Consider the following 15,274-nt stretch of genomic DNA (forward strand, 5'->3'; position numbering starts at 1 on the left):
TCCTCTTTATGTAACGATCATCAAATAAAACAGTTGACCATCATTCTCAAGCCCATTATTCAATTATGTGTCAATCGTTACAAAAATGGAATTTAAAGAATGAGCGATCTGAATGGAAAAGTTGCACTCGTTACTGGTGGAAGCCGTGGTATGGGAGCTGCCATTGTAAAACGGCTTGCCCAAGAGGGGGCTGACGTAGGGTTTACCTATGTAAACTCGGCTACTGCGGCACAGGCTATCGCTGCTGGGGTAGAGAAACTGGGCCGCAAGTGTCTTCCGGTTTGCGCTGACAGTGTTGATGTAAAAGCTGTAGTGAGTGCGGTAGATCAAGTTGCGAGCTGGTTTGGGAAAATAGACATTCTCGTCAACAATGCCGGTATTTTCACAGTTAAACCCTTTGAAGAATCCACCTATGAAGACTTTGAGAAAACGATCTCGGTAAATACCAGAGCCACCTTCTTTGCATCCCAAACGGCTGCTGTTCATATGCCGGAAAACGGCCGAATTATTTCAATTGGTTCAAACCTTGTGGGCCGAGCAGGTATGCCGGGCCTTAGCCTTTATAATTTGAGTAAAGCTGCTCTGGTTGGTTTCACTAAGAGTATTGCTCGGGATCTGGGACCCCGTGGGATCACAGCAAACATCATTCATCCAGGTTCCACTGATACGGATATGAACCCTGCTGATGGCCCTTTTGCAGATGTGCAGCGTAGTGCCATGGCGATCCCCCGCTATGGGGATCCGAAAGATATTGCCAGCCTTGTTGCTTGGCTTGCAAGTGAAGAAAGCCATTTTGTAACCGGGGCAGAGTTTACAAGTGATGGAGGCACAAATGCCTAAACTTCATGCTCCGGTTATGGGAGATACAAGATGAGTGGAGAGCCTTTCGTTGTCGTGGTGAAAATGTATTTGAAGGAAGGTCAGGAACAGAATTTCTATAGTGCAATCAAACCTGTTCTTGATAGGATGCGCCTTGAAAAGGAGTTTATTAATACCAGTATGCTCCATGCCCAAGATGATCCCAGAAGTATAATGCTGTTTGAAACATGGCGAGGCTTGGAATATTTCGAACAAGTGCAACTTCACCGCCCTTACTTCACTTCCTATTTTAAAAAGCTACAGAGCTTTTTGGAAAAGCCATTGACGCGTGAGTATTTTAGCCCTGTGCGCAGTGACTACGCCTTCCATGAAAGCAAGAGTGGGCAGCTTTTATAAGCTCCAATAGCCTGCCTCTTTGTAAGGAGGTAGGCTCCATTACTGGGATACGGACTATATTTTACTATCTATCTATGGAACCTATTGAAATTTTTGGACAGTTTTTCGAACTATGTTCAAAATCAACATCCACAGAAGAGCATATGCCCAAACAAAACCGATTATTTCCCAAGTAATGGGGGGCACTAATAAGCCGAGTTTACAAACCAATACGGCTATAAGCTGTGTGGTAACGATGCTTGAAAAGAGTATGGGGGACGGGAGTGGGAATTGCCAGAACCAGCCTTCATGTCTGCATATGAACAAAAGCAGGTGCCCTGCAACAACCAACTGCAAGAACATAGTGGTTTTCATGGTATCAGCACTAGCCATAAAGTACTGCTGGACCAAAGACATGAGAATAAAGTTCTCTATCACTGAAAACAAACCTAAAATCGTTGTCAGAAAGAGCACCTTTTTGATCTGCCACTTCATTGGAGCTTTAGAAAGGTGCGTGTTGTCATAGGCAATTGTCATGATCGGGATGTCATCTAACAAAGCCAACATAACAATCATAATCGGTGTGAGTGGTACAACTTCAAGGAATAGGACAGATGATGCGACGAATGCCATCAGGTTTATCGTCATAGCTACGCGGTAGTTGACATAACTGATCATTCTTAGGAAAATTTTCCTAGACTCTTCAATAGCCTCCGTTATTACGGAAAGACCCGGTAAGGTTAGTATGAGATCAGCCGCAGAGCGGGCGGCATCGGTTGCTCCTGAGACGGCAATTCCCACATCTGCCTGCTTTAACGCTGGAGCATCATTAACCCCATCGCCTGTCATGGCGACGATCTTGCCTTGCTTTTGCAGTGACCTGACAATCGCATACTTATGCTCTGGGAAAACACCTGCAAAACCGTCGGCGTTTGCAATCTCAGTTTCGATGGACTCCGGTAAGCCATTGATATCATCTACATCTTGGAAGACTTTATCAGCCAAGTGAAGATCTGTGCCAAGTCCCAACTCTCCCGCGATCTCCTTGCCAATGGCAAGATCATCACCCGTGATCATTTTTACATTTATGCCATTGGAAATAGTTTGCCGAAGCACCTCCTTGGAATCATCTCTAGGTGGGTCATACAAGGAGAGAATTCCTTGTAGCTGCAGGTCGCCTTTCGTGTCACTTCTGGCGACCGCCAGTGAACGAAGCCCTTGTTGAGCTAGGAGCGCGACGCTTTTTAACGCTTCTGCTTTTACCTGTTCCTCATCTTTGCATAGATCTATAATTACCTTTGGAGCCCCTTTCGTGACCATGAAATGATCATCTCCAAAAGCAATTGTGGCTTCGGTTCGTTTTATTACGGGGTCAAAGGGAGTGAAGCTCTCTTGATGATATGATTGAAGTTCATCTGCTGCTGCGCTATTGGAAATCAAGATATCTATAGGGTCTTTATCTTGGGTTCGTGAGGCGAGGGCTGCTGATAGAATTAAGCCTTTTTCAGATGAGGCAGCAAACAGAATTGGCTCTTTTAGGGCGAGCTCGTTTTTCGTGAGAGTTCCGGTTTTATCTGAGCAAAGCGTGTCTACCGCAGCAAGCTCTTCAATCGCTTGTAAATGAGAAACTATGGCTTGTTTTTTGGAAAGGGCAATGGCACCCAAAGCCATAGTAACAGACAGAACCGCTGGCATAGCTACAGGAATGGACGCTATGACTAGCACCAATACCAGCTCAATTATACTGAAAATATCGCGTGAATTATAAACTTCCTTGAAGATTATGAAGAGAGAAAGCAACAAAGTCCCAAAGATCAGATAGCGCCCAATTGAAAGGACTGAAGCCTCGAAATGCGATTTATTGCCGGCAGTTTGTACAAGCTTGGCAGTGCTTCCAAAGTAGGTAGATGATCCGGTTTTATTTACAAACGCGTTCATCGACCCCTTCTTTACAATGGATCCAGAATATACCTCTTCACCAGATTTTCTGAACACCGGGAGAGATTCGCCAGTTAACGCGGATTGATCGACAGAGAGGTATTCACCGGGCCCCATAATACAGTCAGCGGGGATTATATCGCCTCCTTCGATATTGATCAGATCTCCTGGAACAAGTTTTGAAGCTTCAATATCCTGCCACTTTCCATCCCTTTTTACCCTCGCGATCAATGCCATGGAAGACTTGAGCGCTTCTAGCGCATCAGCTGCCTTGCTGCTTTGAGTAAACTCGATGAGTGAATTAAAAACCAAGAGAAATAAGATGATAGAAAAGTCCTGCCAGTGCCCAATCACAGCAGAAAGGACAACTGCAATTTCAATAAGCCATGGTATCGGTCCCCAAAAGGTTTTCAGAAATAAAAACCACTTGGGAGTAGATATTTTTTCGAGTGCATTTGGGCCATAGGCCTCTAGTCGTTCAGCCGCTTCATCGCTACTCAGGCCACTTTCTGAGAAACTAAGAGTAGCTGACTTGTCTTCTTTGGCTTCATTTGAATGATCGTGCATCTAAAGCCCACTTCCAGTGATTTTTGCAATTACCCTATCTTGTAAGAGTTTGGAGAAGTTTGACGAAGGTAGTTAACAACCTGTTTCGCAGATATTTCTTAGTATATTTTTAGTTCTACTTGTTGGTATATTCTAAATATACATGGTGTTGCTTAGTGCATGTAATGATTATATCTTAATTAATAGAAAGATTTCGATGTTTCTGGTAGTATAAGTCATTTTATCTATTTGCTTTTTGAGGGAGATTAGGCAAAAGATGAGTATTGCTAGAACAAGCATGCCAATATGCATTGTAATAACCTCCTTACTTCATGTGAATGCGGTATTTGCCGAGAGTAGAGACAGTATTCGTGCGGGTGAGACTCAGTTTGAAAATGTCCTTCATCGCCTTGATATGTCATTACCGCCACAAGAACAAAACACTTGGCCTGCCTATCAGGGATTTGAACCTATTATAGGGCCCTATCAAACTGAGGGGATTATTAATGCTTATGATCAGAGAGCTGATTATGGATTAAGACCTTCCGACAGCCTGACTTTCACCTCACCCTCGGGCATTTATCAGTATTCACCGTCTTTTTCTGCGACCTCCAATATTTCTAGCCCATCTTATATAAAAGCTGATTTTACGCCAAAGAATGTACAGTTGTCTCAAAATTCGAGACAAGTTGCACGAGTTCTGCAAGGGATTTGGCAGGATTATGATTCCTTACAGACAGAACGACGAAAACGTGATGGCGGGCCTTCTATCGAACAGTTATTCTCCGCTTTATCTACAGTAAATCCAAACCAGTTAAATAATTTTCTTACCTCGATAGGACCTCAATCTACTCAAGCATCAGTTGCGGCAGCAACACAACTGGCGATTGGGAATGCTTCCAGATCTCTTAGTTGCCCTGCATTTACATCTGATTTACGCTTTAGAAAGCAGGCCTGCCTTTGGGGACAATTGGATGGTGCAGGTAGCACTCAAGAGTTTGAAGGAAGCGATGAACGTGTGAGGGGAACAACATTTGGCCCTCAATTTGGTGGACATTATTCATTCGGCGACAATTGGTTTTGGGGAAATACTCTCGCACTAACAAATACATTTTATGAGCAAGCGATTGTCCCTAGCAAGCTGAAGACGACTGCGCTTTCTGGAGCCTTATCACTTGAAAAAGCGTTAGGTCCATGGACCGTTGCTGGCGTCGTCGGTGGTGGTTATGTATGGGGGAAGTCCAGACGTCGTATTAGCCAGAATATAATTCAAGCCTTAGGTGAGGCCACCGCAAATATCGGATTTGCTTTCTCGAGAGCACGGGTTTCATTGGGAGTTCCTTTCAAGAAGGACTATTATATTCGTCCAATATTGGACTTTGACGTATTCTGGTTGCACCAAGCTGGCTACTCGGAAGTTGGAGCGGGTGATCTCAACCTGAACCTTGAAAGTGACAGTAAGTTCATTTGGGGATTTAACCCAGCCATTGAATTCGGTTCTCGTTTAAACTTAAGAAGTGAAACCGTGAGCCGCATCTATCTTGACCTTGGGGCCCTGTTCCTCTCTGCGAATGAGTGGGGATCTACCGTTACTTTCCGTAATTTTCCTAATAGTAGTTTTAGGACATGGTACCCAATAACAAATAGAGCCGCTCTTGTCCGTGTTGGGCTTGATGTGCAGCAGATCGTTGGTTTCGAGACACGTCTCCAGTTTAGTAGTCTTATCGCCGAGGACTACGAAGTTCACGGAGGCTCTTTGAGAATGGGATTTCGTTTTTAAAAGCTACAGGAACAGTTCAGTTTTCTTGTCCCCTTTGCAAATGTTCCGATGAAAACTATAGGTCTTTGAGGTTTCTTTGTAGCCAATCAAGTTTATTGTCTCGAATACCAAGTTCCTGCAGATGCACTGCTGTATTTGCAACATATTCATGGTTTTTTCCGCTTGCCCCTTCTGCATTCCTGATAATTTTCAGTTGAGTTTCGAGGGGAAGAGCGCCTGCATATTGAGTGTGAGAGCGGTCAACAACAAACGCTAAAACGTTGGCTATAGTGCGACTGGATTTGGTTAGTTTAACTGAACGATATGTTTCGAGGTATACTTGGGTTTGCTGCTCTCTTTCCCGCAAATACTCAACTGTTTGCTTAATATTTTCGGGTGCGATATGAAAAGCAACACCGTGGCAAGATCCGCCGCGATCCAGTCCGAAAACAAGCCCCGGGGCAGATTGTGTACCCCGATGTATCCATGAATAGATGCAGAGTGAACGGTGTGCTCCATAAAGAATGGCTTGTTCGGCCCGCTCATATCTAAAGCCCGGGTTCCAAATTAAAGACCCATATCCGAATACCCAAAAATCTCTCATATTGCGCAGCTCTTTGGAAAGAAATGTTGGTAATCGCGTATCAGTCTTCTAAGACTTATGCAATGCTATGAGTATTAGGCAACAATGGAGATTACATGCCGCAGAAAAAGTCACCGCGCTCTGCCTCTATAACGATTTATATTCTCGTTTTTTCATTTCTTGCAGTGATTATTGGCGCTTGGAGCACCTATTGGTATGTTGGCCGCGGAGTGATCAGCGACCTTTTGAGAAATACGGAAGAAGTGGTTACTGCTGAAGGCGGTGAACTAACTTGTGGTGATAGAAGCATTGGCGGTTATCCTTATCGCTTTGAACTCAGCTGCTCCCCCTTACAAATGGAAGACGGGAAGAGTTCGGTTGATGTCGAAGATTTTCAAATAATTTCAATGGCCTATAATCCTAGGCATTTAATTGTTGAGGCAGGAACCCCAACAAAACTTTCAACTACCTATAATGGTCTTGCATATAACGGCACATGGGCAGATCTTCGGGGGAGTTCCAGACTTAAAAGTGAGGGTGGTCTTTCGCGGATGGATCTTGTTGTTCAGCAGCCTCAACTTCAAATAGGATCCACTGAAAACTCCCTCCGGTTTGATGCCCAGTTGCTTGAAGCGCATGTTAAGCAAGAAAATGACAGTGCTGCGGGTGTTGATATTGCCTTATTGGTAGACCAGCTTGCTTCTAGCTCTTTTTCCACTCAGCTCCCCCTAGATATTGAGGGCATTGTACAGGTCCCACAAGGCGAGGGGATATTAAAGGGCAAAGTCAAACGCGTTCAGGACCTATTAAAGGATGGAAAAATTGAGCTTAACCTGACGCACCTGAAAGTTTCATCGGGTGAAATCAGCCTTGAGACACAAGGAAAGCTGACGGTCGATAGCAAGGGGCGCCTTTCGGGAACAATTCCATTGAAAATTGTTGGAGTTCATGAATTGGCCCGGTTGGTTGAGCCTCTCTTCCCTGTTGGCTCCAAAGTACCTCAGTCCCTACAAAATACGGCAATGAGTATCGGTGCCAATACAAAAGAGAATGGAAAACCTACGCTTAAGCTGCCCATTACCTTTGAAAAAGGGCGGGCCAGAATTGCATTCATAAACCTTGGAAAAGTACCGCCTCTGTTCTAAAGGGGCGCCTAGAGCACGTCGCGTTTATTTTCATTAACGCTTCGCGTTCTAAAGGCGCGCCTGTTATTGTAGTTGGCGCGCCTGATAAATATTTTAAACCACTGTGTATTCAGGTTCAGTCAATTTCTTGAGAGTTATTGTATAGCTTTTCTCTTCGCTTGGTTTGGCGATCTTTTTGAAGAGATCACTGCCGAAATCTTTGTTCTCTGACACCATCCAGCGCACATGAGACCACTCTCGGTTCTCGCCAGCATGAATGATATGATTTATCAGGCCTTTCCCGATGCCTTTGTTCTGGTGGTCAGGTTGAACATAGATATCGTCTAGTTGACCAATTCTGTAACCAGTTAGAAGGTCAGGTAAATCAAAGAATATAGCGAAGCCGACAAGGGTATTCTTCTCAAATGCACCAATGATTTCTGCGTTTCTATCGCCTAAAATTCTCTCAGCATAAACTTCGTCCGGGCGACGAGGAGCACCGCGGCGGACGGCCTGTGCATTTTCAGCAATCAGCGGAGCAAGTGCCGGAGCATCTTCGTGGTAAAGTACTCTTATCTTCAGCTCACCCATCTTTATTTTATTCCCGTATTAATTAGCACTATAAATACAGTGCTCCAAAAGAGCATTTTAAATCAAGAGGCAAGTGCGTTCAGCAGGGCTTTAATTCTGGTATTTAAGGGATGTGTTGCTTGCAAACGCCATGTATCCATTAGGCTTCCCGCCAGTTTCACTCATAACATATTCATAGTGCTCTAACAGGCTTTGTGGAATGAGATGCTCTACAAAATGAAAGGTATTGTTTCTCAATGAAATAGCCAAAAGGTGAAGTAGTTCCCAAAAGGAAGCCACGCTATGAATATGTAAATTCCAGAGAAGATAGGGTTAATATTATGCAGGATAAGTTGTCAGTTGTTCGCCCCCGCCGCAGTGTACTTTATATGCCAGGTTCCAATGCCCGGGCATTGGAAAAAGCAAAAACTATAGATGCTGATAGCCTTATCCTTGATCTTGAAGATGCTGTGGCTCCTGACGCCAAGGAGCTGGCTAGAACGCAGGTGTGTGAAGCTGTTGCAGCTGGTGGATATGGCCACAGGGAATTGATTATTCGTATCAATGGCTTTGATACCGTCTGGGGTGAAGAGGACTTTAAAAAAGCTGTTGAGGCAAAACCAGATGCTATTTTAATTCCTAAGATCAATAGTGCTTCAGATCTGGTCTCTGCTACTGAATTGCTGAAATCGCTTAGTGTAGACAGTTCGATTAAGCTCTGGGCCATGATGGAAACTCCTATGGCTATGTTGAATGCCCGTGAAATTGGGATGGTTGTACAGGAGAAACAAATCCCGCTTGCCGCATTTGTCATGGGAACCAATGACCTTTCCAAGGATACGGGTGCGAAAATTCTGCCGGGTCGCCAGGCCTTTTTACCATGGTTGATGACATGCATTGCAGCGGCGCGGGTTGCCGACATTGATGTTATTGACGGAGTTTACAACAACTTCTCTGACCTTGAGGGCTTTGAGCAGGAGTGTCTGCAAGGCTCTGAAATTGGCATGAATGGCAAAACCCTTATTCACCCCAAGCAGGTGGATATTTGTAACCGCGCATTTGCCCCCAGTGAAGAAGAGGTAGAGTGGGCGAATAAGGTCATTGAGGCATTTAACCTTCCTGAAAATGCTCAAAAAGGAGCTTTGAAGGTCGATGGCAAAATGGTGGAGCGCCTTCATGCTGAAGTAGGACGAAAAACCGTTGCAATTGCTGAAGCTATTGCTAGTAGAGGATAAAGTTGCCTAGTAAAGAGATTAGGCATTCCTGCAGCTAGGCTTGCATCCCGTCTTTTGGGTGAATAGTCTAGCGCTCTTTTTTTGCAAGGTGATAAGTAAAATGCGTCTCTTTAGACTGATAACCGAACCGGACACCCCTGAATTTTGCCATAGGGTTACAGATGCCCTGAACAAAGGATGGGAGCTTCATGGCTCTCCTACAATGACCTATGATGCAACAAAGGGCGTTACTATGTGTGGACAGGCAGTTGTAAAGCATGTGCCTGATCAAACCTTTGTAAAAGGTGAGACCAAACTGGGTGAATGGTAACAGCTAAAAAGGGGCGCTAGAGCACGCTCGAAATAAAAAGGTTAGAGCGCAAAGCGTGACTGCAAATGAATGCGACGTGCTCTAGGCGCCCCTTTCGCTTTCCAGCAGAGCCTCCAAAACCTCACGGTAAATTTGTCGGCAGCGCTCAAAGTTCTTTGCCGTAGAACGGGCGAAGTAATTTAGACCGGGGGCGGCGTTAATTTCTAGAATAGAGGCTTCGTTTACGGCACTGTCTAATTCAGGCACCATCAGATCTACGCCTGCATATCTCAGTCCTATACACTGGGCAGCTTGGAGGGCCAGCTCCTTCAATGCACTAGATAAATGATCGGTTTGATCGACTGCTGTTCCGCCTGTTGAGAGATTGGAGTTGGGCAGTACCTGAATTGTTTGCCCACGCTCAAGCACGCAACTGGGGCTTAGAGCCTGTGTGCGTAGATGCTTTTCGATGATCTGACCATGTGCCTTAAATAGGGAAGTGCCCTTAGGGCTGTCATGGATTTCCTCAAGCTGCTGGGATATGGTGGCTTGTCCATCTCCTGTAAGGCTGAGTGGAGCCCTTTCAACAACCAGTTTGACCTTGTCATCCAGCACCAAAACACGAAAGTCTCGCCCTTTTTTTCGCTGTTGTACTAAAGCGCAGTCATTTGTTGTCAGAAGGCTCTGCAGGGCGCTGAGGAGTTCCTTTTCGCTGTTAACCTGAGATACGCCCCTACCTTGAGATCCATCATTGGGCTTTACAAATACCGGCCACCCGTTTTGCTGAGCGAACTCAATGGCCTGATCTTCATTTTTTAACTTTTTGGCAATTCGAGGGTTCTGTTGCTCGATTGTCGAGATCGATGAACTGCTATGGATGAGTATGCTGTCGGGGCAGGGCAGGCCAGCATTGTGCAGAAGGTGGCCGGCATAGTTTTTATCGCGGGCAATCTCCGAGGCCCCGAACGGGTTTAAGCCGTATGCAGTGCCTTTGAATGGAAAGCGCTTTTTATCCTGCCGCTCGATATAGCCCACATAGTGGAACGCATTATCGAGATATATGCTGGCTCCCAAAGCTGCACAATGTTCCGCAAGAAACTGGAGGGCAATTGGCAAATTCTTTGTATCAGGCGTGACTTTTACAAAGTCCATTTCCCCTCACTCACGATTTTTCTTGAGATGTTTCTAGGTCCGCACTGAATAGGGTGCGGACTCAGTTTCCTCGTTTCTGGCGTGAGTTGGCCAAATAATCGATTTTGAATAGCTTGGGGTTTGTAGGGCCGTTTTCCTCGATATTGTAAAGCGCTACAGAGGTATCGTAGCCCTGATTATCCCTAACAGTCCACTGTTTGAGCTGATAGGTTTTAGCATCGAATATGAGAGTGATACGACCAGATGCAAAGCGTGTTTTGTCATCAATGACCACTGAAACCAAATCGGGTTCGACGACAACATTGGTTATATTGGCTTCCCGCGTTAAGTCGGTTTTATCGCTAAGCAGAAAACGTAGCGGTGTTTTCGAAAGAGGCCAGAGGTCTTGTGTTTGCAGTTTCCGGTCTTTTACGGATACCATTTTTCCATCAGCAATGATGTCCAAAGATGATGGTTTATTATAGTAAAAGCGAACTTTGCCGGGGCGGTGAATGAAGAACTGACCTTCTAGGCGGCCACCTTGGGGACCGAACTGAATGAAATCACCCTTCATAGTTTTAAGGTTGGTAAAGTATGTATTTATCGAGGAAAGCGCTTGAGATTTGGAGGGTAGTGCAGTTGCAGCATTTGAGGGCATTGCTGCCATCAAGATGGTAGAAACAGCAAGAACCCCTATCAGGGTCAAGAATCGCTCTATTCTTCTTCCCATTACAACTGCTTGCATTAGTGATGCTCCGTTAAAACTCTGTTTTCGCCTCGAGGGCGTTGAGTGAACACATTTCGTGTGGCCACATCTTTATGGTAACTGCGTTTCCCAAACTGGGGGATATCAGCGATTTACATCATTTCTTCATCTTCCGGGCGAACAAGAATTTCCCGTTTACCGGCATGGTTTGCCGGGCCGATGATACCTTCTTGTTCCATACGCTCGATTAATGAGGCTGCACGGTTATACCCGATTGACAGGCGGCGCTGAATATATGAGGTGGACGCTTTTTTATCGCGCGCCACAATAGCCACGGCTTGATCAAACAGATCGTTGCTCGCATTCCCACTCCCAGATGACAGGGCGTCATAACCACCCGAGGCTTCGTCGTCTTCTGTGACAGATTCAAGGTACTGAGGTACGCCTTGTTCTTTCAGATGGTTAACAATTGCTTCCACTTCATCATCGTCTACAAATGGTCCGTGTACGCGCTGAGTCTTGCGGCCACCTGCCATGTAAAGCATGTCACCCATTCCCAAAAGCTGCTCTGCGCCCATTTCTCCAAGAATTGTCCGGCTGTCGATTTTCGACGTTACCTGAAAGGAAATACGGGTTGGGAAGTTTGCTTTAATTGTACCGGTGATCACATCAACAGAAGGACGCTGCGTTGCCATAATTATGTGAATGCCTGCGGCACGGGCCATCTGGGCAAGGCGCTGAATGGCGCCTTCAATGTCCTTGCCTGCCACCATCATCAAGTCTGCCATTTCATCGACAACCACGACGATATATGGCATTTTTTCCAATGGCAGTTCTTCATCCTCAAAAATCGGCTCGCCGGTATCCCTATCAAAGCCGGTCTGTACGGTCCGTGTGAATGCCTCTCCTTTTTTCAGAGCCTGTGCAATACGTGTGTTATAGCCGTCGATGTTTCTAACGCCCATTTTGGACATTTTTTTGTAGCGGTCTTCCATTTCCCGCACTGTCCACTTCAAGGCTACAACTGCTTTGTTGGGATCGGTGACAACAGGGGTCAGCAAATGCGGAATTCCGTCATAGATGGATAGTTCCAGCATTTTGGGGTCAATCATGATCAGTTTACACTGCTCCGGCGTTAACCGGTAGAGAAGTGACAGGATCATTGTGTTGACCGAAACGGACTTACCGGAGCCGGTGGTACCAGCCACCAGCAGGTGGGGCATTCGGGCAAGGTCGGCAATGACAGCCTCACCATTGATGGTCTTGCCCAAAGTCATGGCCAGTTTGGCCTTGGAGTTATCAAAGTCCTCTGAGGCAATAAGCTCTCGAAGGTAAACTGTTTCCCTACGGGCATTTGGAAGTTCGATACCAATAGCATTTTTGCCCGGAATAACGGCAACACGGGCGGAAATCGCACTCATGGAACGGGCAATATCGTCTGCAAGGCCAATCACTCTAGAGGATTTTATGCCCGGAGCAGGGGAAAGCTCATAGAGTGTGACAACCGGACCGGGCCGAACTTCAATAATTTCTCCCCGGATACCGAAGTCTTCCAGAACCCCTTCCAAAATACGGGCGTTCTGCTCCAGTGCATCCTGACTTAGCCGTAACTTGCTGGAGTCCCTTGGTTCTTGAAGCAAGTCAATGTCGGGCAGTTCATAATCAACCAAAGGCACAGGTGTCGGGGCTGGTCTGCTCTTTACAGTTGCCTCGCGTGGCTTTGGTGCTTCAGCTTGAGGAACAACGCGGGCAACTGGTTTTTGCGGCTCAACAGGAGGCGCAATGCCAACAGGCCTCATCGGAACGGGTTCTATCGCCGGGATATCGAACTGGATATCGTCTGGTTGGTCAACCTCAAAGTCATCCTCGTATTTCTCATGATCCTGCTCCATGTCATTCCACGGAATGTCCGTTTGGTCTGTGGGGGTAGTAAAGACCTGAGGCTCACTTTGTGGCTCACTTTTTTCATAAAAGTCCGCGAGGCCATCATCTTCTTGCGGAAGGAATCTCTCTGAAATCTTGGTGGGCACGTCTCGCAGCCGCTCTATCAAAGAAGGGCGTTCAGTTTCTTCTTCTATCTCTTCCTCTTCGGGCGCTATATTCGAAGAGTACACGTGCGGTTCAGGTGCATAGTCATCATATTCTTCTTCCTCTTCAACCTTGTCCTCTTGGGAGTTTCGTTTGAAGAGTAACCGCTGCACCGCGCCTACGACCATGAGTTTCCAATGGCTAATGGCACCTAGGCGAGCAGAAAGATAACTGTCTTCATTTTCCTCATCGTAGTCCTCGTCTTCGAAGTGTTCTGCGGGCTCAAGTTCTAAATCTTCAGGATTTTGTCCGATCCAGCCGGAGGCATGAACGAGGAGTAACAGCGAGGGAATGCCTAGCCCTAGAACACCAATTAAGGTTTTCATGCCCTCGGAGACAGGGGGGGAAAACGTGGAGGGGACTGCAAAAATCCAGTCGCCCAGAAAACCACCCAAGCCGGTTGGCAGAGGCCAGTCAGTCGTAATTGGCAGGGCTGCCAGCGCGCCAGAGAAGAAAAACGTTCCTGCACCCCAACTGAGCAGCTTTCTGCGAGCGACCCTAGGCTTTTTATTCCAGAAAATACGCCAGCCCCACATGAGCAAAGGGAACAGCAAGGCAAGTGATGCCAGTCCGACAGCCTGCATCAAAACATCGGCAACAATTGCCCCTGGTGTTCCAAGAGCATTGCGCACTGTGTTTTCGGTCGCGTGGCTCAAGCTAGGATCTGAAACTGTCCATGTGGCAAGAGCTGCGGCGAGCAGTACGCATAAGAAGATAACAAGCAGTCCCGTTGCGGCAATTAGATTGCGCCTTAAGAAACTCTTGAGAGGGCTTTCGGTATCTTCAGGCGATAAAGTTGGAACCTGAGAAGTGTTTAGCGTATTTGCCCGACGCATTTGCGCTCCTAGTGCAGACAGTTTAAAATTCTTTGAAAGGCGTCACGACTTACATCAAGAGATTCAACGAGAGCAAGTCGAATATAGTTCGCGCCCGGGTTTTCTCCGTTTGGCATTTGAGAGGCTATATAGCTGCCCGGAAGCACCTTGAGCCCTTGTTTTTGCCATAGGAGCTGGGTTGTTTTTATATCCCCTCCCCACTTTTCTACATTCAGCCATAGGAAAAAGCTTCCGTCTCTGACTACTGACCCAAAAAGCGGCGAGAGCATTTGTTCTGCCAGCTCATACTTTTCATTGTAAAGACGCCTGTTCTCAACGACATGGGCTTCATCACTGAAAAGCTCTTCGGCCAAGGCTTGTATTGGCAGGGGAACCTGCGGGGCTGCCACATTGCGAAAATGGGCGAAGAACTGGATAAAGTCCGGATCGCCCGCAGCAAATCCGCAGCGAATGCCCGGCAGATTGGACCGCTTGGATAAAGAGTTGAACGTCACCACGTTTTTAAAGGAGCCATCAAGCTCTTTAGCAGCCTGCAAAATACCAGCAGGAGGCGTATCGCGGTAGATTTCGGAGTAACATTCATCTGCGAAGACGATGAAATTGTGCTTGCGGGCAAGTTTGATGAGCTCTTGCCAATACTCTAGCGGTGCCACGGTTCCCTGCGGGTTGGCTGGGGAAGCGAAGTAAAATGCGATTGTGCGATCGAGTAATGCAGGGTCCAAAGCCTTCAGGCAAGGTAGTTCACCATCTGTTGGCTCTGGCAATAAAACGGCTTCAGCGCCCGCCATGTGAATCCCCGCCCCATAGGACTGATAGTAGGGGTTTGGCAAAATAGCTGCAGGCATTGGGACGTTTTTATTCAGATAGTCTTTTGCACTGACGCATCCAAAAACGAGACCCTCACGGGATCCGTTTAGAGGGATAATGCTTGTTTCTGTATCGAAACACTCCTCTAGATTGTAACGCTCATTCAGCCAAGACCCTATGGCTTTCCGGAAGGAGGGTGTTCCGTGAATTGGAGGATATTTCCGAAACCCCTCTTCATTTTTCTTCAGCACTTCCGCCACATAGTGCGGTGGTGTGTGTTTTGGCTCACCGATTGTAAGGGTAATAGGCGATTGAGAAGGTTCAATATCCTTCAAGAGCTCTCTTAGGCGCTGAAACGGGTTCCCACCTGAGCTATCACTTTGAGTTGTCACGAATACACCGCCCCCGAAGTTGCTGGAACTATCTAGTTGATCTAATTCCTAGAGTTTTAAAGTAAATTCAGCATTA

The 15,274-nt window shown here is 46.5% G+C and carries 13 protein-coding genes; 6 read left to right on the top strand and 7 right to left on the bottom strand.

The features are described 5' to 3' along the window. Positions 1-99 precede the first annotated feature (99 nt). On the top strand, positions 100-840 hold the full coding sequence (locus P6574_RS20150) for an SDR family NAD(P)-dependent oxidoreductase (RefSeq protein ID WP_310621991.1): 741 nt from the start codon (positions 100-102) through the stop codon (positions 838-840). Positions 841-870: 30 nt separating this feature from the next. Next, positions 871-1,215: a putative quinol monooxygenase gene (locus P6574_RS20155; protein ID WP_310621992.1), complete on the top strand. Its 345-nt coding sequence runs from the start codon at positions 871-873 to the stop codon at positions 1,213-1,215. A gap of 81 nt (positions 1,216-1,296) precedes the next feature. Here the strand turns inward: P6574_RS20155 and P6574_RS20160 are convergent, their stop codons facing one another. Then, entirely contained in the window at positions 1,297-3,699 is a 2,403-nt protein-coding gene (locus P6574_RS20160; protein ID WP_310621993.1) for a plasma-membrane proton-efflux P-type ATPase, read from the bottom strand. A 256-nt stretch (positions 3,700-3,955) separates the two neighbouring features. Here P6574_RS20160 and P6574_RS20165 point away from each other — a divergent pair, with 256 nt between their 5' ends. Then, a complete protein-coding gene (locus P6574_RS20165) occupies positions 3,956-5,458 on the top strand; it encodes an autotransporter outer membrane beta-barrel domain-containing protein (RefSeq protein WP_310621994.1) in 1,503 nt (500 codons plus the stop codon). A 55-nt stretch (positions 5,459-5,513) separates the two neighbouring features. Here the strand turns inward: P6574_RS20165 and P6574_RS20170 are convergent, their stop codons facing one another. Next, entirely contained in the window at positions 5,514-6,041 is a 528-nt protein-coding gene (locus P6574_RS20170; protein WP_310621995.1) for a gamma-glutamylcyclotransferase, read from the bottom strand. A gap of 95 nt (positions 6,042-6,136) precedes the next feature. Between P6574_RS20170 and P6574_RS20175 the strand changes: the two genes are divergently transcribed. Beyond that, positions 6,137-7,165 (top strand): DUF2125 domain-containing protein, encoded by a 1,029-nt coding sequence (locus P6574_RS20175; protein ID WP_310621996.1) that lies wholly within the window; start codon positions 6,137-6,139, stop codon positions 7,163-7,165. Between the two features lie 93 nt (positions 7,166-7,258). Here P6574_RS20175 and P6574_RS20180 read toward each other — a convergent pair whose 3' ends face one another. Then, positions 7,259-7,735, bottom strand: a complete 477-nt coding sequence (locus P6574_RS20180; protein WP_310621997.1) for a GNAT family N-acetyltransferase — start codon at positions 7,733-7,735, stop codon at positions 7,259-7,261. 320 nt (positions 7,736-8,055) lie between these two features. On the opposite strand from P6574_RS20180, the gene P6574_RS20185 reads away from it, so the two are divergent. Beyond that, positions 8,056-8,949: an HpcH/HpaI aldolase/citrate lyase family protein gene (locus P6574_RS20185; protein ID WP_310621998.1), complete on the top strand. Its 894-nt coding sequence runs from the start codon at positions 8,056-8,058 to the stop codon at positions 8,947-8,949. Positions 8,950-9,049: 100 nt separating this feature from the next. Continuing rightward, positions 9,050-9,259, top strand: coding sequence for a DUF1737 domain-containing protein (locus P6574_RS20190; RefSeq protein ID WP_310621999.1), 210 nt, complete (start codon positions 9,050-9,052; stop codon positions 9,257-9,259). An 81-nt stretch (positions 9,260-9,340) separates the two neighbouring features. Here P6574_RS20190 and P6574_RS20195 read toward each other — a convergent pair whose 3' ends face one another. The 4 genes from P6574_RS20195 to P6574_RS20210 form a co-directional block, all read right to left on the bottom strand. Next, positions 9,341-10,390 (bottom strand): ATP-grasp domain-containing protein, encoded by a 1,050-nt coding sequence (locus P6574_RS20195; RefSeq protein ID WP_310622000.1) that lies wholly within the window; start codon positions 10,388-10,390, stop codon positions 9,341-9,343. A gap of 61 nt (positions 10,391-10,451) precedes the next feature. Continuing rightward, entirely contained in the window at positions 10,452-11,114 is a 663-nt protein-coding gene (locus P6574_RS20200; protein WP_310622001.1) for an outer-membrane lipoprotein carrier protein LolA, read from the bottom strand. Between the two features lie 113 nt (positions 11,115-11,227). Further along, positions 11,228-13,999, bottom strand: coding sequence for a DNA translocase FtsK (locus P6574_RS20205; protein ID WP_310622002.1), 2,772 nt, complete (start codon positions 13,997-13,999; stop codon positions 11,228-11,230). A gap of 8 nt (positions 14,000-14,007) precedes the next feature. Further along, positions 14,008-15,198 (bottom strand): aminotransferase class I/II-fold pyridoxal phosphate-dependent enzyme, encoded by a 1,191-nt coding sequence (locus P6574_RS20210; RefSeq protein ID WP_310622003.1) that lies wholly within the window; start codon positions 15,196-15,198, stop codon positions 14,008-14,010. Positions 15,199-15,274: the final 76 nt, after the last annotated feature.

This window comes from Pseudovibrio sp. M1P-2-3 (genome assembly GCF_031501865.1).
GTDB lineage: Bacteria > Pseudomonadota > Alphaproteobacteria > Rhizobiales > Stappiaceae > Pseudovibrio > Pseudovibrio corallicola.